This is a genomic window from Devosia sp. (assembly GCF_028290645.1).
Taxonomy (GTDB): domain Bacteria; phylum Pseudomonadota; class Alphaproteobacteria; order Rhizobiales; family Devosiaceae; genus Devosia_A.
The window spans coordinates 1-23,741 of the sequence record NZ_JAQGJL010000278.1 but is presented as its reverse complement, the minus strand read 5'-3'; the positions used below and the strand labels follow the sequence as shown (position 1 = coordinate 23,741).

20 protein-coding genes are annotated in these 23,741 nt (G+C 65.0%); 13 read left to right on the top strand and 7 right to left on the bottom strand.

Annotation, left to right across the window (positions count from 1 at the left end):
• A partial coding sequence (locus tag JWQ89_RS15015) for a hypothetical protein (RefSeq protein WP_299642290.1) occupies positions 1-2,490 on the bottom strand: 2,490 nt, incomplete at its 3' end.
• A gap of 235 nt (positions 2,491-2,725) precedes the next feature.
• Here JWQ89_RS15015 and JWQ89_RS15010 point away from each other — a divergent pair.
• The 3 genes from JWQ89_RS15010 to JWQ89_RS15000 all read left to right on the top strand — a co-directional run bounded on the left by JWQ89_RS15010 (position 2,726) and on the right by JWQ89_RS15000 (position 7,942).
• Positions 2,726-3,241, top strand: coding sequence for a peroxiredoxin (locus JWQ89_RS15010; RefSeq protein WP_299642289.1), 516 nt, complete (start codon positions 2,726-2,728; stop codon positions 3,239-3,241).
• 87 nt (positions 3,242-3,328) lie between these two features.
• Positions 3,329-4,513: a M23 family metallopeptidase gene (locus JWQ89_RS15005; protein ID WP_299642288.1), complete on the top strand. Its 1,185-nt coding sequence runs from the start codon at positions 3,329-3,331 to the stop codon at positions 4,511-4,513.
• A 105-nt stretch (positions 4,514-4,618) separates the two neighbouring features.
• Entirely contained in the window at positions 4,619-7,942 is a 3,324-nt protein-coding gene (locus JWQ89_RS15000) for a beta-ketoacyl-ACP synthase 3 (protein ID WP_299642286.1), read from the top strand.
• Here the strand turns inward: JWQ89_RS15000 and JWQ89_RS14995 are convergent.
• Positions 7,899-9,023 (bottom strand): helix-turn-helix transcriptional regulator, encoded by a 1,125-nt coding sequence (locus JWQ89_RS14995; protein WP_299642285.1) that lies wholly within the window; start codon positions 9,021-9,023, stop codon positions 7,899-7,901. The genes JWQ89_RS15000 and JWQ89_RS14995 overlap by 44 nt on opposite strands.
• A 233-nt stretch (positions 9,024-9,256) precedes the next feature.
• Positions 9,257-10,385, bottom strand: a protein-coding gene (gene prfB / locus JWQ89_RS14990) for a peptide chain release factor 2 (protein ID WP_299642283.1) whose coding sequence is annotated in 2 segments (ribosomal slippage) — positions 9,257-10,315 and positions 10,317-10,385 — 1,128 coding nt in all. Because the reading frame shifts where the segments join, the coding sequence is not laid out codon by codon here.
• A gap of 217 nt (positions 10,386-10,602) precedes the next feature.
• Here prfB and JWQ89_RS14985 point away from each other — a divergent pair.
• Positions 10,603-11,376 (top strand): NAD kinase, encoded by a 774-nt coding sequence (locus tag JWQ89_RS14985; RefSeq protein ID WP_299642282.1) that lies wholly within the window; start codon positions 10,603-10,605, stop codon positions 11,374-11,376.
• Here the strand turns inward: JWQ89_RS14985 and JWQ89_RS14980 are convergent.
• From JWQ89_RS14980 to JWQ89_RS14970, 3 genes are all read right to left on the bottom strand, one after another.
• Complete coding sequence (locus JWQ89_RS14980; protein ID WP_299642280.1) at positions 11,373-12,581, bottom strand: DUF2336 domain-containing protein; 1,209 nt, start codon at positions 12,579-12,581, stop codon at positions 11,373-11,375. The genes JWQ89_RS14985 and JWQ89_RS14980 overlap by 4 nt on opposite strands.
• 73 nt (positions 12,582-12,654) lie before the next feature.
• Positions 12,655-13,482 (bottom strand): transglycosylase SLT domain-containing protein, encoded by an 828-nt coding sequence (locus JWQ89_RS14975; protein ID WP_299642279.1) that lies wholly within the window; start codon positions 13,480-13,482, stop codon positions 12,655-12,657.
• Between the two features lie 69 nt (positions 13,483-13,551).
• A complete protein-coding gene (locus tag JWQ89_RS14970) occupies positions 13,552-14,130 on the bottom strand; it encodes a nitroreductase (RefSeq protein WP_299642277.1) in 579 nt (192 codons plus the stop codon).
• A 123-nt stretch (positions 14,131-14,253) separates the two neighbouring features.
• Between JWQ89_RS14970 and JWQ89_RS14965 the strand changes: the two genes are divergently transcribed.
• From JWQ89_RS14965 to JWQ89_RS14925, 9 genes are all read left to right on the top strand, one after another.
• Positions 14,254-15,261 (top strand): hypothetical protein, encoded by a 1,008-nt coding sequence (locus JWQ89_RS14965; RefSeq protein WP_299642275.1) that lies wholly within the window; start codon positions 14,254-14,256, stop codon positions 15,259-15,261.
• Positions 15,262-15,403: 142 nt separating this feature from the next.
• Complete coding sequence (locus JWQ89_RS14960; protein WP_299642273.1) at positions 15,404-15,829, top strand: YciI family protein; 426 nt, start codon at positions 15,404-15,406, stop codon at positions 15,827-15,829.
• A gap of 21 nt (positions 15,830-15,850) precedes the next feature.
• Positions 15,851-16,276 (top strand): YciI family protein, encoded by a 426-nt coding sequence (locus JWQ89_RS14955; protein WP_299642271.1) that lies wholly within the window; start codon positions 15,851-15,853, stop codon positions 16,274-16,276.
• 42 nt (positions 16,277-16,318) lie between these two features.
• Positions 16,319-17,581, top strand: coding sequence for an RNA polymerase sigma factor (locus JWQ89_RS14950; protein WP_299642269.1), 1,263 nt, complete (start codon positions 16,319-16,321; stop codon positions 17,579-17,581).
• A gap of 142 nt (positions 17,582-17,723) precedes the next feature.
• Positions 17,724-19,469, top strand: a complete 1,746-nt coding sequence (locus JWQ89_RS14945; RefSeq protein WP_299642268.1) for an adenylate/guanylate cyclase domain-containing protein — start codon at positions 17,724-17,726, stop codon at positions 19,467-19,469.
• An 88-nt stretch (positions 19,470-19,557) separates the two neighbouring features.
• Entirely contained in the window at positions 19,558-19,824 is a 267-nt protein-coding gene (locus JWQ89_RS14940) for a PilZ domain-containing protein (protein ID WP_299642266.1), read from the top strand.
• Between the two features lie 132 nt (positions 19,825-19,956).
• Positions 19,957-20,247 (top strand): hypothetical protein, encoded by a 291-nt coding sequence (locus tag JWQ89_RS14935; protein WP_299642265.1) that lies wholly within the window; start codon positions 19,957-19,959, stop codon positions 20,245-20,247.
• 123 nt (positions 20,248-20,370) lie between these two features.
• Positions 20,371-20,727 carry a cupin domain-containing protein gene (locus tag JWQ89_RS14930; protein ID WP_299642264.1) on the top strand — a complete coding sequence of 119 codons (357 nt, stop codon included), beginning with the start codon at positions 20,371-20,373 and terminating at the stop codon, positions 20,725-20,727.
• 292 nt (positions 20,728-21,019) lie between these two features.
• Positions 21,020-21,292, top strand: a complete 273-nt coding sequence (locus JWQ89_RS14925) for a hypothetical protein (protein WP_299642263.1) — start codon at positions 21,020-21,022, stop codon at positions 21,290-21,292.
• A gap of 54 nt (positions 21,293-21,346) precedes the next feature.
• Here the strand turns inward: JWQ89_RS14925 and thrS are convergent, their stop codons facing one another.
• Entirely contained in the window at positions 21,347-23,314 is a 1,968-nt protein-coding gene (gene thrS, locus JWQ89_RS14920; protein WP_299642261.1) for a threonine--tRNA ligase, read from the bottom strand.
• Positions 23,315-23,741: the final 427 nt, after the last annotated feature.

Here is a 23,741-nt window from a genome sequence, read left to right as displayed (position 1 = left end):
GATCGGGGTGAGCGACACCTGCGCTTGATCGCCGGCGCTGAGCGCAAACGAAGTGAACTCGGCCGATTGCAGGCCCTTTTTGACGTCGAACCCGAGGCTCCCCTCCAGCTTCACATCGGCGAAGCCGATGTCGATCATGCTGACATCGAACACGTCGCCGGTCTGCTTGATCTGTGCCTGTGCCTTGCCCGGTACGCCTGCAGCCTTGGTGATGCCCAGGTCCTTGATGGTCAACGCCGCCTTGTCGAGGTTGACTGCCATCTGGATGCTGCCGTCCGACATGGGCTTGGCGACGAAGGTTATCGGCCCCTTGAGGAACTGGGAGGCGTCGAACCCCATCTTCTTGAAGTCCGACGCATCGAGGGTCGCGCTCAGAAGCATGTTGGGCGGCGGGGCGTCCTTCTCGAGCTTGCCGTCGATCGCCACGTCAGCAGGCAGGCCGTCCACCTCGGCCTGCCCCGTCAGCCGGTATCCGGCCTGCGACGCGACAAACGACAGCTGCCCGTTGTTGATGCTGTGCCCCTCCAGCTGCGCCGTGGAGCCGAAGTCCTGCACCACCCCGTTTATCGCATAATCGAGGCTCTTGGTCTGGTTGCTCGCCTTGTCCATCACGATCGTGGCGACCAGCGACAGCGACAGCTTTCCCCCCAGTGCGCCGAGATCGAACGGCACGGCAGCCTGCTTCAGCGCGTCCGGCTGGTTCTCTTTCGCCCATGCGATGAGCGCCGGAATGCCGCCCGACAGGTCACCGGAAATCTCGTAGATCGCTTCCGCCGGGTTGTCGGAGCTGATGACGAAGGCCGCGTTTGCGATCTCGACATTCCCGCTCGGCGTCGGTAGTGTCGCGCCGCCGGCTGAGATGGTCACGTCGCTGTCGCGCATGGTCAGCTTGGTCTCGCCGTCGAGCGTGATCGGCGCCATGGTGTCCAGCGCCTTTATCTTCACCCCGACCCCGGTGATGTCGATCGACATCGAGTTCTTGGGCAGCGGCTTGTTCTGGCCAGGCTCTCCCAGCGTGCCGACCGGGAACGAATACCGCATCGACGACGCCTTGATGTGACCGCCGACGACGTTCTTGACGAACCAGTCCCGCGACTCGCTGGCAAGGAAGGCCGGCCAGACTCGCTTGATGTCGTCCGCCGATAGACCATCGCCGGCGATGGTCATGTCGAAGCCGGTGCCTCGCCGCACCATGTCGATGCGGCCGGTCGATACCAGCTGGCTGCCGTCGGCCTTCTTTGCTTCGAACTGATCGATACCTGTCGCGCCATAGAGCGGGGCCGACCAGCCCTGGAAGTTCACTTCGTTGAACGGCTCCGCCGGCGCTCCCAGTTCGTTGGCGATCGACACGTCGCGCGCCGCGACCTTCATCCCGACGATCGGGCCATAGAGAGGATCGAGGCCCAGCTTGAACACCCCGCTGACATAACCCGTGCTACCGGCGACGCTTATCTGCATCTCGCTCATGGTGAACTGGCCGATGGCCGGGTCCCACACCACCTCCGCAATCGAGGTGGCGATCGGAAAATATTGCCCGTTGACGCGGACATCCATGCCGGTCAGGTCGACATGGAACAGCCCGTCGGTGATCTTGTCCTTGTCGGTGAAGCCCACGTCGATCGAGACCGAGGCGGTCCCGACGATCGCGACTGCCGTCTCCTGCTCACCGACGAACGGCGCGAAGGCGCCCGGATCGAGATTGGTGATCGAGGCCTTCATCCGCGCCCCGCCGTCGTCCGACTCGACCCATTCGAGGATGCCGTTCATGACGGAGCCGCCGATGCCGGCCGAAAACCGCCCCGACGCGCTCTTCGCATCGGCGCTGGGTGCTATGTCGATGGTGATGTCGGTGAAATGACGCAGCACGCCATAAAGCGCGTCGTTCATGTCGAGCGCACCCCCGCGCACGACCAGCCGCGAGAAGTTGCCGAGCTTGGCCTGCTGCACGATGCCGGCGATGCCGCTCGCCGCCGCCTCAAGGTTATACACCAGCCAGTCATTGTCCGAGCGTATGCCCAGGCTCGCTTCCGGGAGCTTGCCCTTCACGTCGACACCGCCGGAAGAGAGATTTACTTCCGGGAACGCGTCCTGCCCCTCCATCACCCGAACGGTGCGGTTGCCGCCCGGCTCGTCGACGTACTCGAACTTCGCCAGTCTTGGCCCGAACAGATCCTGGTTCACCTGCAGGTGCGGGCCGACGATGGTGATTGTGGCGCCCGGCTGCCCGACCAGCGCCCGGATCGGGGAGAAGCCGACCTCCAGCGCGTCCATGCTGACCGTGCCGCCGGTCTTCTGGTCGGTGAATGTCACCGGCTTGAACTGGATCACCGGCCACACGAAGCCTTCGAGCGCCAGCGCCATGTCGCCCAGTTCCAGCTGGCTGCCGGCCGGCATCGAGCCGATGACCAGGTTGCGCACCTGCGCACTGACGAATGGCAGCGGAATCGGGGTAATGAGCAGAATGGCGTAGAGTACAGCGAGCAGAATCACCGGTGCGGCGACTGCCGCCGTTGCGATCCTACCCGGGATGCGCCATGCCGAGCGCTTGCGGAGCTGGGAGCCAGGGGCTGGAGTAGGTTTCACTGTTTTCCGCTTGAGGCCGCTCGCTTTGCCACCCTATTCTAGAATCAAACCGAGCGGCGGTTGAGTGCCTGATGATACCGGCTGGAATATGGCGCTAACACCCCCTGATTCCGCCGCTTTCTGCCATTCATGATCGGACCCGATGACCCTTATCACCCCCGGCAGTCCCGCGCCTGATTTCGAGCTCATCACCGACAGCTACGTGAAGTTCCGCCTTTCGGAGCACCGCGGCCATCCTGTCGTACTGTATTTCTACCCCCAGGACGACACCGAGGGCTGCACGCTCGAGAACATCGAATTCACCGACCAGATGCCCGAATTCAAGAGGTTGGGTGCCATCGTGGTGGGCATTTCCCCAGACAGCGTCGAAAAGCATTGCTCGTTCCGCGACAAGTACAATCTTGGCGTCATCCTCGCCTCCGACCCGGACCACAAGGCGATCGAGCCCTATGGAATCTGGCAGCTCAAGAAGATGTTCGGCGTCGAGTTCATGGGGGTGAAACGGGTCACCGTGCTGGTTGGGCCTGACGGCAAGGTGGCCGAAGCGTTCCACGCCGCCCGCATCAAGGGCCACGCCGAGAAAGTGCTCGCCGCAACGCGCGCTCTGGTCGAACGCGCCGGCTCCGCGCCCGCAGCAGCCAGGCGCCAGCGCGCCTGAGGCCCCGCACATGGCGGGCCTTTTCGCGTTTATTAACCTTAACGGAGCATGATCCGGGCAGTAGAGTGGCGTCCCGGAGTTGCGGCGGTGCGTGGGAAATCGAGTGGCGTTCGGCCGGTCTCCAAGGTGTTCGGCGCACCCCCCAAAAAGGCACCGCGACACACGGGCGGCATTCGCCCGTGGATGTTCTACCTGAGCTTCACCGTTCTTTTTGCCTCCAATGTCCTGACCCTCGTCGCTTTCCTGATGGCGCCCGATATCTCGGCGCTGCTCAGCGGACAGAACGAAGTCGTCGTCGCCGCCTACGAGGATCGCATCGCGCAGCTGCGTGTCGAAGTCGATCGGCTTCATTCACGCCAGTTCGCCCAGACCGGCGATATCAACCTGCAACTGCAGGAGGTGACCCAGCAGCAGGAGGTGCTTCTCGAACAGCACCAACTGGTGAAGCAGCTGGCCGAGAAGGCCGCCGAACTCGGGATCGAAACCGCCGCCCTGCCCGCCCTCGACGACGAGGAAGCCCCGGTGCCGATCGTTAGGATCGCCCCTGTTGCATCTGCCGCGGGCGGCGATCTCGCCGAGGTCACCGCTTCAATGACGAGGATGATGGACGATAGCCGCCTGGCGCTCGCCGCGCTCTCAGAGACGGCGACCGAATCGACCGACACCATCCTCGGCGAGCTGAGCGGACTCGGCATCCGGCCCACCATGCCCGATGGTCTCGAGAATCCCGTCGGGGGCCCGTACCTGCCAGCCATCGACACAGGGGAGTCGAGCGGCATCGTGGACGATGCCAACGACGTCTACCTGGCGCTGGCGCGCTTCAAGGCGGCCCGCAGCGCAATCGATCTGGCCCCGATCCACAAGCCGATGGGGACCCTCACCCGCATCAGTTCCACCTTCGGCAATCGCAAGGATCCGTTTACCGGCGGCCGCGCCTTCCACGCAGGCATCGACTTTCCCGCCCCCAAGGGCACGACGGTGCTCAGTGCCGGCTACGGCAAGGTGACCTTCGTGGGCGACAAGGCCGGCTACGGCAATGTCGTCGAAATCACTCATGGCACAGGGCTGGTCACCCGATACGGCCATCTGAGCGCCTTCCTCGTCACCGAAGGGCAGGTCGTCAATACCGGCACACCCATAGCCAAGGTCGGCTCCACCGGCCGCTCGACCGGTCCGCATCTCCACTTCGAGGTGCGTCGCAAGGATGTTGCGGTCGACCCAGGCAAGTATCTGGCCGTCGGCAAGCGGCTTTCGCGTTTCCTTGGCGCATAGTCGGGTGCATCTGCGCAACGACAGGCGCAAATCAGCCATGCATTGAGCCAAGGCCGCACAGTTGCTCTGGTTTTTCGCATTCGGCCAGTCTACGGTCTCTGCGCAATGCTGATGACCTCAGATATTCCAACGATGCTGCGGCTGCACCGGGCTATGTTTCTTGCCCGCGAGATCGACCGCGTGGAACAAGACCTGGTCAAGCAGGGCCTTGCGCATTTTCACGTCTCCGGCGCCGGGCACGAGTCTACTGCCCTGATCGCCGACTATTTGGGCCAGCAGGACTGGCTGCACCTGCACTATCGCGACAAGGCATTGCTACTGGCGCGCGGGTTACCATTGGTCGAATTCTTCCGCAGCCTGCTTGCCACCGGCCTGTCGCATTCGGCCGGACGGCAGATGAGCGCGCATTATTCGGCGCGCGAGCTGAACGTCGCCTCGATGGTCGGTCCGGTGGGCAACAACGCGCTGCACGCTGTCGGCAATGCCCAGGCAGTGAAGTTCCATCCGGACGCGCCGGTGGTCATCTGTTGCGTGGGCGACGGTACTACGCAGCAGGGCGAATTCCTCGAAGCGGTCGCCGAGGCCGTTCGCACCGCGGCGCCTATCGTCTTTGTCATCCAGAACAACAACTGGGCGATTTCCACCAAGACTCCCGGCCGGACATTCTTCGACCTGCCGACCGGCCCGGCCGACAGCTTCTTCGGCCTGCCGATCCGCCGGGTTGACGGCGTCGATCTCGCGGCCACCCGCTCCGCCTTCGAGGACGCGGTGACGCATACCCGCGCGACGCGCGGCCCCGCCCTGTTGCTCATGGAACTGGAGCGTCTGTCGGACCACACCAATGCCGACGACCAGGGACTCTATCGCACCGCCGATGATCTCAAGTCCGGCAAGAGTCGCGACCCGCTGGAGGCGATCCGGCAGTCACTGCGCGAATCGCAAATGGGCGATGCCGCGCTCACCCAGCTCGAGACCAGCCTGATCGCCGAGGTTGCTGCTGCCGTGGCGGAATCCCGCGGCGAGCCCGTCCCTGAGACCGCCGGAAAGGCCAAGGCGCCCTACCCGGCTGAGTTCGCCCATACCCGCGAGTATCGCGGCGACGGCAAGGCGGCGAGCCTCACCATGCGCGAGGCGCTCAATCGCGTGCTTCGCGACCAGCTCGCGACCAACCGCGATGTCCACCTGCTCGGCCAGGACATCGAGGACCCCAAGGGCGACGTCTTCGGCGTCACCAAGGGCCTCTCGACCGCCTTCCCCGGTCGCGTCCGTAATGCGCCGCTGTCGGAATCGACGATTGTCGGCACCTCGATCGGTCGCGCGCTGACCGGCCAGCGTCCGGTCGCCTTCATCCAGTTCGCCGATTTCCTGCCGCTCGGCTTCAACCAGATCATTTCCGAACTGGGCTCGATGTACTGGCGCACCAATGGCACATGGCAGGCGCCGGTGGTCCTGATGGTGAGCTGTGGTGGCTACAAGGCCGGCCTGGGCCCGTTCCATGCGCAGACGCTGGAATCGATCCTCGCCCACGTTCCTGGCATCGACGTGGTCATGCCCTCGAGCGCCGGCGACGCCGCCGGGCTGCTCAACGCCGCCTTTGAGAGCAAGCGCCCGACCGTCTTCCTCTATCCCAAGAGCGGCCTGAACCTCTCGGATCGGCGCACCTCGGACGACACCGCCAAGCACTTCGTTGCCCCCGGCCGGTCTCGCGCCGTGCGGCAGGGCAACGACCTGACGCTTGTTACCTGGGGCAACCCCCTAACCCAGTCGATGCAAGCCGCCGAAACCCTTTCCGGCGCCGGCGCCGAACTCGATGTCATCGACCTGCGCTCAATCTCGCCCTGGGACGAGGACGCAGTGCTCCGCTCGGTCCGACGCACCAAGCGCCTGCTTGTCGTCCACGAGGACAACCACACCGCCGGCTTCGGCGCCGAAGTCATGGCAACGGTGATGGAACATGCCGGCATCCCGGTCACCGCCAAACGCGTGACGCGAGACGATATCCACGTTCCGTTCCAGTTCGAGCGGCAGATCGACACCCTGCCGTCCTACCGCCGGATCATGGAGGCGGCAGCCGCGCTGCTCGCGTTCGACCTCGAGTGGGAGGCGCCCAAGGCCGATACCGGCCCCGCCACGATTGCGGCGATTGGCTCCGGCCCGGCCGACGACGAAGTCGAGATCGTCGAGCTGCTGGTGAAGCCCGGCGACATCATCAAGACCGGCGACCTCGTCGCGGTCGTCGAAGCCACCAAGGCGGCCGTGGACGTGCAGGCGACTGTATCGGGCAAAGTCCTGTCGGTGCCGGTTGAGCTTCGGCAGAAGGTTCTCGTCGGCGCCCCGCTGATGTTCGTCGAGGCCGACGCCAATGCCGCGCGGCAGCAGACCACGGTGACCACCGAGCGCATCGACAAGGCCATTCTCAAGCGCCGCAGCGTCCCGCAGGCGGCGCCGGCGGTAGTCGGACGCGCCAGCATCCCCGTGGGCGTGGCCGGCCTCGCCGGCGTCACCGGCGCACGCAAGGTCTTCAACGCCGATCTCAAGGGCAACTGGCAGACGCGCGACGTCGACGACATCGTCAAGCTCACCGGCATCGAGAGCCGCCGCTGGGTGCAGCCCGGCGAAACCGTATTCTCGCTGGCGGTTTCGGCGACGCAGAAGCTTCTCGATGAACGGCAGCTCGAGATCGGCGACATCGACCTGGTGATCGCAGCGACCGGTACACCGGACGTCATCACGCCTTCGCTCGCCTGCCGCGTCGCCGATGCCGTCAGCACCGCCGGGCGCACGAGCCTGCCCGCCTATGACATTAACGCCGCCTGCTCGGGCTATCTCTACGCGCTCGCCCAGGCGCGCGACTACGTGACGAACAACCCGGCTGCCCGGGTGCTCGTGGTCACCTCCGAAGTGCTGTCGCCGCTGCTCGACCAGAACGACTTCAACACAGCGGTGCTGTTTGGCGACGCCGCCACCGCCTCACTTGTGCAGGGGCTCGAGCACGACCAGGGGCCGCTCTTCACCTTTGCCCAGCCGACCATAGCGGGCGCTCCCGAATCGGGTGACCTGCTGAGCGTGCCGCGGGCCGGCGAGGGCTATATCAAGATGAACGGCCGCGAGGTCTTCGCCGATGCCGTCCGCGCCATGACCGCGACCCTGACGTCGGCCTGCGCGGCCGAAGGCATCACCATGGACGACATCGACCTGATGGTGCCGCACCAGGCCAATCAGCGAATCATAGACGCGATTGCCCGACGTTCGGGCCGGCCGGCCCATTCGATCATCCGCAACCTCGGCAACACCAGCTCGTCAACCATTCCGCTGGCGCTGATGGATGCGCTGCCGACCACCAGGCCGGGCGACCGGCTCGGTCTCGTCGCCTTCGGCGGCGGCATTACTTACGCGGCGGCAATTGCGACGGTGGGGACGCCTCGCTGACGATCGGCGACAGCCCCTGCAGCAGGCCCACGAGGTCGGCCTGGCGATGCATTCCGGTCTTGCCGAACACTGCCTGCACCTGATTGCGAACTGTAGCGGTGCTTGCCCCCGTCGTCGTGGCAATCTGGCCGATGGTCATGCCGCTGCCCAGCGACCGGGCAATCTTCGCCTCCGCCGGCGTCAGGTCGAACAGCCCCTGAATCACATCGGATGCGGGCAACTCGCGCAAGCTCACCGGCGTCATCAGCAATACCGCGACGGCCCCCCTGAACACCTCGCGGGCTGACGCTCGGATGGGATGGACATGCGCCACCAGCGCTTCGTGCCCGTCGGCGACAGGAATCGGAATCGACCGCACCTGCGCCTGGTTGAAACCGCCCTCCGCGGCCTCCAGTGCCAGCGCCAGCAACTGGTCGGCCCTGGCATTCGAAAGTGCTAGTCGGGACGGCCGCGACAGCACCACGCCCGGATTCAGGGCCTCCAGCAGCCCGTTGGTCGCAATGGCAACGCCGCGCGGCCCCAGCACCGCGGCGGGGATGCCCACCATCTCCAGCGCCCCCATTGCCCCTTGCGTCCGCTCGAAGGCGATGCGCGCCGACATCAGCGCGGCGCGCGCCAGATGCGGCCGGAGCATGTCGAGCCGCGCCACCGCGTCCCGCTCGACCGGGCCGTCCTCGAGCCGACGCTCGCCATGGAAGATCAGCAGGTCCCCTGTCGGCACCTTGATGCCCGTGGCAACGCCCCACCCGAAGCCCCGCGGCACGAAATACTCGCGGCGGATCGGATCGGCCTCCCACTCCTCGCGCGTGAACACGTCGAGGTCGGTGACAAAACCCGGATGGTCATAGGCCAGGAGCCGCGCCGTGCGATCGTCATGCCCGGTGTAGCCCCCCTCGAAGTAACCCTTCGACATGTCGTAGAGGCCCGGCGACGCCGTCCAATGCGCCGTATCCCCCCGCACGGCAAAGAGCAGCCCGCCGCTGACCTTGCCTACCTTGCCAAGTTCTTCCAGCACGTCCGGCCACAAGTCGGGGATTGCCCCCGCCTCGTAGATCCTGTCGACGAGGTCGTCGTAGTCCACCCCTGAGTCTCCGTCTTTTCCCGGGACAAAGCCTGCACCGCTTGGAACATGGTGACAAGGCGTTCCTTAGGGTGGAACGATATGATGCAAACGCATCATGCGGGGACGATGCCCAAGCGATAGCGGTATGGTGTTACGCGCCAAGGTGGCCCTGGGCGCCAGCATCCCAAATTCGGGACCTTTTCTGACGCAGGAGTTTGGCCGGTGACGCGAGTCGCCGGCCAACCTTCTTCCTACTCGACGTCAGCGACCTTGTCGGCGTAGCCGGTCACCCGTGCTGCCAGCGAGGCTTCCATGAAGTCGTCAAGGTCGCCATCGAGTACCGCCGAGGTATTCGAGGTCTCGTGGCCGGTCCTCAAATCCTTCACCATCTGGTACGGCTGCAGCACATAGCTGCGGATTTGGTGGCCCCAGCCGACATCGGTCTTGGCCGCCGATTCGGCGTTCGCCGCCTCTTCGCGCTTCTGCAGTTCGGCCTCGTAGAGTCGCGCCTTCAGCATGGCCATCGCCGTCGCACGGTTCTTGTGCTGGCTGCGCTCCTGCTGGCAGGCGACGATGATCCCCGAGGGGATGTGCGTGATGCGGATCGCCGAGTCGGTCGTGTTGACGTGCTGGCCACCGGCGCCCGACGAGCGATAGGTGTCGACCTTCAGGTCGCTCTCGTTGATCTCGATGTTGATGGTGTCATCCACGACCGGATAGACCCACGCGCTCGAGAAGCTGGTGTGCCGCCGCGCCGCGCTGTCATAGGGCGAAATGCGGACGAGGCGATGCACGCCGCTCTCGGTCTTCAGCCAGCCATAGGCGTTGTGGCCGGTGACCTTGATCGTCGCCGACTTGATCCCCGCTTCTTCGCCGTCATGGATTTCCATCGTCTCGACCTTGAACTTCCGCCGCTCCGCCCAGCGCGTGTACATGCGCAACAGGATGCTGGCCCAGTCCTGGCTCTCGGTGCCGCCGGCGCCGGAGTGGATCTCGAGATAGGCGTCGTTGACGTCGGCCTCGCCCGAAAGCAGCGTTTCGACCTGCGCCGAACGGGCTTCCTTCAGCGTCTCTTGCAGCGCCTGCTCGGCCTCCTTGACGACGCTCGCGTCGCCCTCCGCCTCACCCATCTCGATGAGTTCGGTGTTGTCGCGGATCGATGCCTCGAAGGCCTTTACCGCCTTCACCTGCACATCTAGCTCGTCACGCTTTTGCATGATTGGCCGCGCCTTCTCGGGGTCGGCCCAGAAGTCGGGGTGCTCGGTGCGGGCGTTCAGGTCGTCTAGTCGTGCCTGGGCTGTATCCCAGTCAAAGATGCCTCCTCAGCAGGCTTACGACCTGCTCGATTTCGGCGATAACCTTGGTGATTTCGGCGCGCATTGGTGTCCTCAAATCCGTTGCCGCTCATGTAGTTGAGACGAAGGGCTGGATCAACCCGTTCTTCCCCGCGTCGCCTCGCCATGCTAGGAGCGGGATCAGGAAAAGTTGCAGACTTTTCCGGTACGATCCCGCGACAAGCCAACCACTGGAGCAGGAATGCGATTCAACGAAGCGCAGTCCGGCTGCAGGCAGCGGGCTCAGCAGCGAGGGGCCGGCCGTGACTGAACGCATCGAAGGGGTGAGCTTCGTATCGAGCGGCACGCCGGAGGCCGACCACGCCGCCGACCAGCTGCGCGAGCGTTATGGCGACGGCGGCTTCGATCAGGCAACTATCGTGGTGGCTCTCGGCGGCGACGGCCTGATGCTGCAGACCCTGCACCGCAAGATGGGCAAGGGCGTGCCGGTCTACGGCATGAACTTCGGCTCTGTCGGCTTCCTGATGAACGACTTCTCGTCCGATGACCTGCCGGCGCGCCTGGCCGCCGCCAAGCCCACCGACATCTATCCGCTCGAGATGCACGTCCGCCTCGACGATGGCTCTGAGCACACCGCGCTGGCGCTGAACGAAGTGTCGCTGTTCCGCATGACCTATCAGGCGGTGAAGGTGGAAATCCTCGTGGACGGCAAGCCTCGGCTGGAGGAGCTGATCTGCGACGGCGTTCTCGTTTCGACGCCGGCCGGCTCCACCGCCTACAATCTCTCGGCCCACGGCCCGATCCTGCCCATCGACGCGCCGCTCCTGGCCCTGACGCCGATCTCGCCGTTCCGTCCGCGACGCTGGCGCGGCGCCATCCTCAACAACCGTGCCGTCGTCACCTTCCGCACCCGGGAGGCGGAAAAGCGCCCGGTGAGCGCCGTGGCTGACAATATCGAGTTCCAGCGCGTCCTCGAGGTCACGGTGCGCGAGAACCGCCACCGGAAAGTTACGCTGCTGTTCGACCCCGGGACCGGGCTCGATGAGCGCGTCCTGAGCGAGCAGTTCCGCTACTAGGCCGCCGGTAGCGCCAACCGTTCGTCCTCTGCGATTTGCGGCAGGGCCATTTCGGCCTCTGTCATGCCGGCGAAGGCCCACATCACCCCGCGTGCCGCCCGCCGCGCCAGGATGACGTTCTGCTCGCTGAGATAGGCGAAGGCTTCCTCGAGCTCGGGCGGGATCACCCCGTCATGCTCGACGATCAGTTCCTCGGTCAGCGCCGTGACCACGAAATGCCGGGCCGCGAGATCATCAGCAAGATCGGCGGCACGGGCATGGGAGATCAACCGCGCCAGCATGTTACGCACCGGCTCGCTGAGCCCGCAGCGCGCGAACAGCGCGTTGAGCGCCGCCCGGCTGCCGTGCTCGAGCAGCGTGTAGACCTTCTCCCGCGACGTCTCGGCAAGTTGCCCTACGCAATCGGCGAAGAACAGCACGTGGCCCTGGACGATCGCATGCAGCATCACGCGCGTCGACAGGCGCTCCGATTCGACCAGTTCCGTGGCGTAGGGAACGCGGCCAGCGGCCGCTTCCTGTTCTCCGATCGCGGTGAGCGCGGTGTCGGTAGCATCGCGCAGCAGCCGATCCAGCCGATGCGGGGCAACCGCTCCGCTGATCATCCGGGTGCCGCGCAGGGCCACCGCCACGGCCTGAACCAGTACCAGCCGGGCGTCGGCAGGAAGGTCGTCGCGGGCGAGCAGCAGTCCGCGCAGTTCCGGGTCGACCGCTCCGTCACGGTCAGCCACCTGGCGCAGCATCTGAGGCGAGAACGGTACGTCAGGCCGGTCGAGCAATTTCGCCAGCAGCGGCCGCCCACCCTTGGCCACCAGCGCTTGAGCGACCCGCTGGCTCAGCCGCTCGCGTGTCGCGGCGGCCATCAGCATGGCCTCGTCCGCACCGCGGATCAGCGCCATCAGGTCGGCATCGACCAGCGCCGGGGAGTATTGCACCACGGCGCGGGCAATCACCGGGCTATCCTGCAGCAGCGCCAACAGGATCGGACGCGGCGCCTCGACGGCATGCAGCAGCCCGTACGCCAGCGCTCCGCGCACCCGTACTGACGGGTCGTCGAGGAAGCCGATCAGCGCCGCATAGAGCGCCGCATGCTCATCGGCGGGCCCGAAATGGTTGAGATAGGCCATGGCGGCGAGATGGGCCGCCTGCCCTCGTTCCTCACTGTCGCGCGATTGGCTCAGCGTGACGAAATCCTGGTACGCAACCATCAAGCTCTCCGGAGGGCGCCGGAATTGACGCTATCCGTGAAGGCTTAAGGAACGGTTCACCATGATTTCCGGGCTACGGCAGCGGCTTGTCCTGCCCGTAAAGCCGGGTGAACAGCGCAGTGCCCTGCGCCTCCGAGACCGGACTCATCAACGTCCGGCTCTGGACTTGGCCCTCGTTCGAGAACAGCGAGGTGAACGACATGTCGTCCGGCGAGAATCGCGAAGGAATTGGCGTCGCATCCCACTTGCCGGCGACTGGATCAGCCGCCAGTTGTTGGGCCGTGAACCGCGGGTCGGCCGCCACCTCATGCTTGCCGACCAGAGCCCGATAAACCTCGCGAATCGTCCGAGCGTGCCCGTTTTCGTAAAAGATCGCCCGGTTTGCCTTCGCCTGCCTGGGAAACAGATCGGCCGCGATCTGGTCCGGGTCCTTGAGGCCGGCGTCGAACAGCTTCGCAGCCCCCTGGGCCCCGAGGAAATGCGCAATGTAGAGCTCGCCGGGGCTTGGCATCCGGCCGAACTTTTCGAACAGGTAGGCGCCATTGCTGCGCGTGAACGCCGCCGCCATGTCGCTGGCGATCTGAGGGTCCTCGCGCAGTTTCAGAACTTCCTTGCGGAGCGCCTTGTCTGCGATGAAGTAATCGCCGTCGGAGTCGACCTTGATCGCATCGGCATATTGCCCGTAGCCGAGCCGGGGTCCCTCCTCCTTCATCACCTGCAGCCAGGTGCTGTCGAGGAACTGGAACAGCCCCGTGGCGCTCGAAGTTGGCGCCTTGGCTTCGGGGTTCAGGCTGCTTTCGCGGATGGCCGTCTGCAGCAGGTAGTCGAAATCGACGTCGCTTTTGGCCCCTGCCGTGTCGAAGGCATAGGCGAGCGGCTGCGGCACCGATATCGGCTTCACGCCCATCGACTCGAAGGGTCCGTTGCTAACGTTCGGTTAACCAATCGCCCGCAATTGGTTAATGAATGGTTAGCTCCGCCACCTGCTGACCACGTCGTCGAGGTTTGGCCGATCGCGATCCTCGATCACCGCCGTTGGCGTGCCGATATGGACAAAGCCGACGAAGCGCTCGCCACCCCGCGCCCCGAGCATGGTCTGGGCATCGACGTCGAACCCGTACCACCGGTTGGTCCAACTGGCGGCAAAGCCCAAGGCGAAGGCCGCATGCGAGAGGTTGAAGCAGACATTGCCGGCCGACAGCAGCTGCTCGATCTCCGGTGACTTCGGATTCGGCTTGGGCGACAGCAGCACGCCGATGGTCAGCGGCGCCGGCAGGAACTGCCGCCGTTCGATCTCCATCCCAGCTTCATCGAGATCCGGACGCTTGCGCTTGGCGATCGCGGCCAGCTTCTCGCCCGCGCGGAGGCGATCGTCGCCCTCGATGAGGATCAGTCGCCACGGCACGAACTTGCCGTGGTCGGGCACGCGGGTGCCGATGGTGAGGATTTCCTGCAGTTCCTCGGGAGTCGGACCCGGGTCCTTGAGGAAACCGATGCCGACCGAGCGGCGGGTTTTCAGATAGTCGCGCAATGCAGCGTTGATGGGCATGGTCTGGTCCTTGCGAGCCTCCGGTCCTTATGACACAGCTTTTCCCCAATCCAAGCGTAGTCACGCGGGACATTTTGAAGCGACGCGCCTTCGTGCCGGCGCCGGGTTGCGGGGTCATTTCGGGTGAAGCTCAGGCACTGGATCGGCATTCTCGGGATCGCGGCCATGCTCGCGCCGATGCTGGCCATCGCCCAGGACGCGCCAGTCCCTCTGCCGCGCCGCGCCGATCGCATGCCGCAGGGCGTCGAGCAGCTGCCACAGACGCCCGCCGCCCCCGATGCGGCGGGCGCCGGCGTGGATCTCAAGACCGCCCTGGCAGCCACTGCGGCGCTCAAGGCCACCGAAACAGTCGCCGCCGTCAACACCACGCCCCAGCCCGTCACACTGATGGCCAAGATCACCGACGATGGCACCACCCTGCCCGACGGCGTTACCTGGCGCGTCTTCGAGACCCGCGCCAACGCCGCCGGCGACCTGGTGCTGGCGCAGAAGTCCGATGACGCCACCGCCCACCTCAAGCTCCCGCCGGGCAACTACGTCGTTCATGTCGCGTACGGCCGGGCGCAAACCACCGACACGCTGACCGTAGCCGAGGGTGACAACACCAAGTCGATGGTGCTGGACGCTGGCGCCATGCGCCTCAATGCGGCAGTGACCGGGGATATCGCGATCCCCATCAACCTGCTGCGCTTCGACATCTACACCGCCGGCAGCACCGAGGCGGACCGCACACTGGTGGCGCAGAACCTCAGTCCCAACGACATCGTCACGCTCAACGCCGGCACCTACCACATCATCTCGTATTTCGGCGACGTGAACGCCGTGGTGCGCGCCGACCTCCGGGTCGAGCCGGGCCAGCTGACCGATGCCACGCTCTACCACAAGGCGGCGCAGGTCTCGTTCAAGCTGGTCAGCGAGCCGGGCGGCGAAGCCATCGCCGATATCGACTGGACGGTGAAGACCGCCGACGGCCAGACCGTATTCTCCAATATCGGCGCCTTCCCCTCTACCGTCCTCAGTGAAGGCGACTACCTGGTTTTCGCCAAGCGCGGCGAGCAGGTCTACAACCGCGAGTTCCAGGTCCAGGCTGGAGCCGCCAAGGAAATCGAGGTCCTTACCACGGTCTACTGACCGCCTCGGCACCCTCTCCAATATTCCGCACGAATTTGCATAGGCCGTGTCGATTTCCCGATCGGCCGGTCGTCGTGTCATTGAAGCAGGATGAAAATGCGCCCACCCGGGGCGCAACACCCGCGGCACAGAGGAGACCGAAATGCGCTTCATGATCATAGTAAAGGCCACTGCCGACAGCGAAGCGGGCGTATTGCCGGCCCCGGAAATGTTCGAGGCCATGGGAAAGTTCAACGAAGACCTGATCAACGCCGGCGTCCTACTCGCCGCCGAGGGCCTGCATCCTTCCAGCAAGGGAGCGCGGATCACGTCCGAGGGCGGCAAGCTCGTCGTCAAGGACGGGCCCTTTGCGGAAGCCAAGGAACTCGTTGCCGGCTTCTGGATCATTAGCGCCAAATCACAGGATGAGGCGCTCGAGTGGGTGAAGCGCATCCCGTTCGAGAACGGCGAAACCATCGAACTGCGCCGCGTCTTCGAGGCCGCCGACTTCGCCGACGTCGTCCCCGAGGATGCCGTCGCCAAGGAGCAGGCCTGGCGCGACGCCAACCAGAAGCCGATCACCAACTGACCGAACGCGAGGAGATACGACATGCGTTTCATGATCATCCGCAAGGCGGACACCGAAACCGAGGCCGGGGTCATGCCCGGACCTGAGCTGATTGCCGACATGACGCGCTTCCACGAAGAGGCGGCAAAGGCCGGCATCGTGGTGGCCGGCTCGGGCCTTTGGCCATCCTCCCGGGGCGCCAAGGTGAAGTTCAACAACGGCAAGCCGACCGTGGTCGACGGGCCGTTTGCCGAGGCCAAGGAACTGATCGCCGGGTACACCCTGATCGAGGTCCCATCGCGCGAGGCCGCGATCGACTGGGTCAAGCAATGGCCGAAGCTAGACGGACAAGGCAACGTCGAGATCGAGATCCGGCAGCTCTACACCGAGGAAGATTTCGGCGAGGCCTATACCGAGACCATGGCCAGCAACGACGCGGCGCGCCGCGCACTCGGCACACCCGGATGAGCATCTTGCCGCGGCGGGTCGGATTTGGTCTGATCCGCCGCCATGACGGACCAGCAGACACATCGCGCCATCGAGGCGGTATTCCGCATCGAGCAGGCGAGGCTGATCGCCGGCTTGACCCGTATCGTCCGCGACGTCGGGCTGGCCGAGGAACTGGCCCAGGATGCCCTGATCGTCGCCCTCAACCACTGGCCGGAGGGCGGCGTGCCCCGCAATCCGGGCGCCTGGCTGATGCAGACCGCCAAACGCCGCGCCATCGACTACTTCCGGCGTAACAAGATGGCCGCGCGCAAGCTCGATGAGCTCGGCCGCGACCTGCGCGAGGAGGAATCGACTGCTCCCGATTTCGATTCGCCGCTCGACGACGATGTCGGCGATGACCTCCTGAAGCTGATCTTCACCTCCTGCCACCCGGTTCTCTCTCCCGAGGCCCGGGTCGCCCTGACGCTGCGGCTCCTCGGTGGCCTGACCACCGAGGAGATCGCCCGCGCCTTCCTCGCCGCTGAGCCGACCATCGCGCAGCGCATCGTGCGCGCCAAGAAGAGCCTAGCCGAGGCCGGTCTACCCTTCGAGGTGCCCCGCGGCGCCGAGCGCGCGCAGCGGCTTGGCTCGGTGCTCGAAGTTCTCTACCTGATCTTCAACGAAGGCTACTCGGCGACTGCCGGAGACGACTGGACACGCCCGCAGCTCTGCGAGGAGGCAATGCGGCTGGGACGCATCCTTGCCGGCCTCGCGCCGGAAGAGCCGGAGGTCCAGGGCCTCGTCGCGCTGATGGAAATCCAGGCCTCGCGGCTTCGCGCCCGCGTCGGACCGGGCGGCGAACCGGTTCTGCTGCTCGATCAGAACCGGGCCCATTGGGACCAGATACTCATCCGCCGCGGCCTCGCAGCCCTCGAACGTGCGGAGGCCCTCGGAGGCAACGGCCCCTACGCGCTGCAGGCCGCAATTGCCGCCTGCCACGCCCGCGCCCGTCGCCCCGATCAGACCGACTGGGACCGGATCGCGATGCTGTACGATACGCTCGCCATCGTCGTCCCTAGCCCGGTGGTCGAACTCAATCGCGCGGTCGCGCACACCATGGCCTTCGGGCCCGCGAACGGTCTCGCTATCCTCGACGCCGTGGCCGATGATCCGGCGCTCAGGAACTACCACCTGCTTCCCAGCGTTCGCGGCGATTTTCTCGTCAAACTGGGGCGTCTGGGCGAGGCACGCGACGAGTTCGAACGCGCCGCCAGCCTCACCCGCAACGAGCGCGAGCGCATCCTGCTGCTCGACCGCGCCGCAGCCTGCCAGCCGGCCGTCTGAGCGCTTGCCAGCCTGCTCCCTGGCCTGCTCTTCGCAAATTGTTTCGCCTCTTGTGCACGCCGCTATCTCGCTCACATTTCACAGTGCTATAGAGCGGGAGCTTGCAGCAGAAGCACATGTAATGGCTCAGCCAGATCGAAGATTGGTCCCGATCGTCTCGCTGGACGTGGTTGGGTATTCCCGCCTCGTCGAGCGCAATGAACGTCAGACCCTGCGCCTCGTGCAGCGGGTCTACGATCGGCTGATTGCGCAGACCATCGGGGCGGCCGGCGGCAAGGTCTTCAAGACCATGGGCGACGGTCTCCTCGCCGAGTTCAACAGCGTCGTCGCCGCGGTGCAATGGACTGCCGACCTGCAGCGCCAGATCCACGAAAGGAAGATCCACGCTCCAGGGGGCGATCTGTTCCAGGTCCGCGCCGGCATCGTGCTCGCCGACGTGCTGGTGGCCGGCAACGACCTTTATGGCAGCGGCATCAACCTTGCGGTCCGCGTGCAGAGCCACTCGCCGGCCGGCGGTATCTGCATCACCAAATGGATGTACCAGTATCTCGACGGCACCATCGACCTGCCTTTCGTCGACATGGGGCCGACCGAGCTCAAGAACATCACCAAGACCGTCCGCATTTACACCTGGCACCCGGCCGGCATCGCGCGCCCGCAACAGGCCGACTCGCCGCCACCTGCGCCGCCGAGCAACCGTCCTTCGGTGGTTGTGCTGCCCTTCGACAACCTCTCCGGCGAGGCCGACCAGAGCTATTTCGCGGACGCCGTGGTGGAGGAAATCACCGCAACCCTCAGCCGGGTGAAGGATTTCTTCGTCATCGCCCGGAATTCAGCCTTCACCTACAAGGGCCGCGCCGGCGTCGACATCCGCCAGATCGGCCGCGAGCTGGGCGTCCGCTACGTCGTCGAAGGCTCGGTCCGGCGCGTGGGCGAACGGGTGCGCATCACCGCCCAGCTCGTCGAATCGGATGCCGGCAGCCACATCTGGTCGAACAAGATCGATGGCGCTGTGGCAGATCTCTTCGATTTGCAGGACCGCATGGCGGCGGAAGTGGCTAGCGCCATCCAGCCCTCCATCCGCCGCGCCGAGGTGGAGCGGGCAAGGAAGAAGCGGCCAGACACGCTCGCCGCCTACGATCTCGTCATGCGCTCCCTGCCCCATTTGTGGTCACACAGCCCCGAGGACAACGCCGAGGCCATCGCGCTGCTCGAGCGCGCCCTCGCGCTCGAACCGCACTATGGGCTGGCCGCCGCGCTCGCCGCCTGGGCCCATGGCCAGCAGGTCGCCTATAACTGGACGACGGATTTCGCGGCCGAACGACGGGCCGCCGCTGGCCTGATCGAGACCGCCTCGATGCATGTGGCGGACGACCCCACGGCGCTGACTGCCCTCGCCTCCGCTATGATGATGCTGGGCGGCGACGTGGCGCAGGCGGCCGCCTTTGCCGACCGAGCGCTCGAACTCGATCCCAACCATTCCTGGGCCTGGATGCGCCGCGGCTGGGGCCACGTCTATCTCGGCAACCCCGAAGAGGGCCTCATCGCTTTCGAGCGCTCGGCCCGGCTGTCGCCGATGGATCCGTTCGCCTTCAACGTGCACCTCGGCATGGGGCTCGCCAATTTCGCCGCCGGGCGGCCGCAGCAGGCAATTGCCTGGGCGCAGCGCGCCATGTCGGAGCGGCCGGGCCTGACCTGGCCGTACCGCGACCTCGCCGTTTACCGGGCGCATCACGGCGACCTCGCCGCAGCCCGCGCTGACTTGGAGCAGTTCCAGCGCGCGCATCCCGACGTCAGTATCGCCTCGATCGGCGATGGCCTGCGCTTCATGTATCCGTCGCTGCTGGCGCGCTACCTGCAGGGATTGCGCCTCGCCGGATTGCAATAGGCAGACAATTACGCAACTTTATCCATTCTGTAAGTGGTTCCCCAATATCACCACGGCATTGTCCGTATGCGTTCTGGGGGAACTGACCGTGGACATTCGACTCGAAAAGCGCCTGTCGCCGCGCCGCAACACCATGATCGAGGCCACCATCGTGTTCGATGGCGGTCGCACTCGCATGCGCTGCATCATCCGCAACCTGTCGGAGACCGGCGCCAAGCTCGAAGTCTCCTCTGTCACCCGCATTCCGCGGACCTTCGACCTCGTCGTCGACAAGGTTCGCCCACAAGGCTGTATCGTCGTCTGGCGCTCCGTCAAAGAACTCGGCGTACAGTTCCGAGACCCTTCGATTCGCTGAACCGCTTCTGAACGGCGAGTTCGGGATCGGTTCAAGCGGCCCCTCTTATCAGACCGGCCATCGACGGCGGACAACAACATCCGCCTCACGATCCGCCATTTTGGCGGAATGGTCGTCTAATAGGAGAATATTATGCAGAAAATTATTGCGCTCGCACTCGTTGCGAGCTCGCTCGTTGCCTTCCCGGTCGCCACCCCGTCCTTCGCCGTCGATACGAGCATCCAGCCCTATTGCGGCCCTGACGCCCCGGAAGCCTACAAGCGCCCCGGGGGCTTTTGCGAGCAGGTTGGCTCCAATGGCTCGCTGGTCGAAGACAAGGATGAAGGCTGCACCCAAATGGTGATTTCCTTCAATCTGAAGGCGGTGGGGAAAGAAGTGCAGGTCGCCGAGAACTGCTACTACGGACCTGCAGTGGCAAGCTGACCTTTGCAACAGAGCGGCCTTCGGGCCGCTCTTTCTTTCTCCAAGTCATTCAAGTACCGTTCAGCTCGGCCCTTCTATGGGTGGCAGCAGGTTTCGGGCATAGGTTTCCGCAGGAGACTCGTCGTGTCGAGGCATGCATTCTTCATCGCCGGGGACCGCGTCGTCCATGTCGCCAACCCCTCAGGCGCCGGATTCCGGTATCAAGCGCAGTCGCACGTGCTGCTGCCGCAGGTGCAGATCGGTCCGCATCAGCACGAGCTGGCGGAGACCGTCCTGGTGCTGAAGGAAGGCACGCTCGAGGTGATGATCAACGGCGCGGCCGCGTTCGTCGGCGCGGGATCGTTCGTGCGTATCCCTGCCAAGGCCTGGTTCGCCTATCGCAACGTCGGCGACGGGCCCGCACGGCTCCTCTGCCGCACGGCTCCCGCCCTCCCCACCCGCGACAGCGTTCGGATCACCATCCAGATTGCCGCCGCCTGATCAGTCGGCTGAGACGTATTCGCAAGGCGGCCCCTGGCCGCCTTTTTGCGTTTCCCCTTCCTTGACCGAACGCGAGCGAAAGAGGCGGCCCTGGGCCGCCTCTTTCGCTTTTGAGGATCGCGGCGCCCTGCGCGGCTCCGTCATTCATAAGTCGTATGATGACTATGAACCGGTTTTGAATGTGGGGTTCGGGTTCGGTTCAAGCCGTTGCGGATAGCCTTCCTCCATTCCCGGCGGAGAAGTGTCCGCCTTCCCTGCCAGTTTCCTGGCGAAAACTACTCAGGAGAGAACCTTGAAGAAGATTCTTGCCGTTACCCTGTTCCTCGCTTCGGCCGCGGCTTTCCCCGTCGCCACTCCGGTATTCGCGGATTCGTCGACTAACCCCCTGTGCGGCCCCGACGCGCCGGAGGGGTACAAGCGCCCCGGCGGCTATTGCGAGCAGATCGACAACAAGAACTCGCTGGTGGAGGACGACTCGGACTGCGAGTACTATGTCGAGGCGCTCGCCGCCCTCAAGCCGGGCGAAGTGCTTCTCGTTGCCGACAACTGCTATCCCGAGAAGTAGCGGGTACAGCTGAATGGGGCCGCTCGATGCGGCCCCATTCGCACTCATTGCGCCTCAAGCCGCTTTCTTGAGGTCCGGCGGCACTGCTTCGGCCATGAGATCGACGATCGCGTCGGTCGCCGGAATGACCCTCTGGCCCTCGGTGCCAAGGCGACGGACGGACACCGTCCCCTCCTCGGCCTCGCGCTTGCCGACCACGAACATCAGCGGCACCTTCTGCACCGAGTGCTCGCGCACCTTGTAGTTGATCTTCTCGTTGCGAGTATCGAGCTCCGCACGGATGCCGCCGGCCTTGAGCTGGTCGACCAGCTTTTGCGCGTAGCCATCCGCCTCCGAGACGATGGTCGCGACCACCACCTGCACCGGCGCCAGCCACATGGGCATCTTGCCCGCATAGTGCTCGATCATCATGCCGATGAAGCGCTCGAGCGAGCCGAGGATGGCGCGGTGCAGCATAACCGCGTATTTCCGCGAACCGTCTTCCGCCACATAGGTGGCGTTGAGCCGCTCCGGCAGCACGTAGTCGAGCTGCAGCGTTCCCACCTGCCAGGAGCGCCCGATGGCATCCTTCAGGTGGAACTCGAGCTTGGGCGCGTAGAAGGCGCCCTCCCCCTCGGCGATGACGAAGTCGTAGCCGGTGGCGCGCAGCGCATCGCCCAGCGCCTTCTCGGCCGCGTTCCAGCGTTCGATGGTGCCGCCGAACTTTTCCGGCCGCGTGGCGAGCTTGATGACCACATTCTCGAAGCCCATGTGCTCGTAGACCGAGTACAAGAGGTGCACGAAACGCTCGGTCTCCTCCTGGATCTGCACTTCGGTGCAGAAGATATGGGCGTCGTCCTGCGTCATCTGCCGGACACGCAACAAGCCGTGCAGCGCGCCGTGCGCCTCGTTGCGATGGCAGCAACCGAATTCCGCCATCCGGATCGGCAGGTCGCGGTAGCTCTTGATGCCCTGGTTGAAGATCTGGATATGGGCCGGGCAGTTCATCGGCTTCAGCGCCATGAGCTCTGCCTTGCCCGAGAGGACCGGACCTTCTTCCTCGGTGCCGGGCACCTCGTCGGGCACCACGAACATGTTCTCGCGGTACTTGCCCCAGTGGCCCGAGGCCTCCCAGAACTTCGAGCTCATCAGCTGCGGGGTCTTCACCTCGTTGTAGCCGTTCGCGTTCACCCGCCGGCGGATGTACTCTTCCATCTGGTTGTAGAGCACGAACCCCTTGGCGTGCCAGAACACCGAGCCCGGCGCCTCTTCCTGCAGGTGGAACAGGTCGAGGTCGCGGCCGATCTTGCGATGGTCGCGCTTCTCGGCCTCCTCCAGCATGTGGAGATACTCGTCGAGTTCCTTCTGGCTGGCGAAGGCCGTGCCGTAGATGCGGCTCAGCACCGGATTGTTGCTGTCGCCGCGCCAGTAGGCGCCGGCCACCTTGGTCAGCTTGAACGCCGAGCCGATGTCCTTGGTCGAGCGCATGTGCGGGCCGCGGCAGAGGTCGAACCACTGGCCCTGCTTGTAGATCTTGATCGACTGATCCGCCGGGATTGCATCGATCAGCTCGACCTTGAAGTTCTCGCCCTTCGAGGCAAAGACGCGCTTGGCTTCGTCGCGGCTCCAGACTTCCTTGGTGAACGCCGCGCCGCGCGCGATGATCTCGGCGATCTTCTTCTCGATGACCGGGAAGTCGTCCTCGCTGAACGGGACGTCGCGCTTGAAGTCGTAGTAGAAGCCGTTCTCGATCACCGGGCCGATCGTCGCCTGCGTATCGGGCCAGAGCTCCTGAACCGCCTCGGCAAGGACGTGCGCGGAGTCATGCCGGATAAGCCCGAGCCCGTCGGCACTGTCACGCATCACGAACTCGATGCGGCCGTCTTCGTTCAGCGGATCGGAGAGGTCCGAGAGGACGCCGTTCCACTTCATCGCGACGGTTTTCTTGGCGAGGCTTGGGGAGATGGACTCGACCACGGTGGTCCCGGTGGTGCCACGCGCATAGTCGCGTACTGCACCGTCGGGGAACGTCACCTTGATCATTTTCATCTCCAGAATGGAATTGCACCGGCGGGATGCCGGCAAGGCGGGGTGTCTAGCATGCACTACATAGGTACGCCAAGCGCGCGAGCCGAAGCGCCTTTTTCGAGTGGCAGGCCGATCCGCCTGACACATACTCGACGTCATCCCTGCGGGAACTGGACCCAGCCCTTGGCTACCGGATGGCCACAGCCGCGATGTTGTAGGGCATGCAGATGCATCCGACAGCCCATGGGCTTCGGAGTTTGTCAAAGAGCCATCCCCTCGTCCTCCTTGGGAGATGAAGCGGGGCCGGCGCGGCGTTGGCCTCGACGCGGGTCGTCCGCAAGGTATGAGGCGCACGCCTCGCCGGCCGGCCGGGGTTTTGGGCCTATGCCATGGAGGGTTCGGGAGCTCCCGGGCCGCATCGCGAGACTGAAGGGTTTTGGTC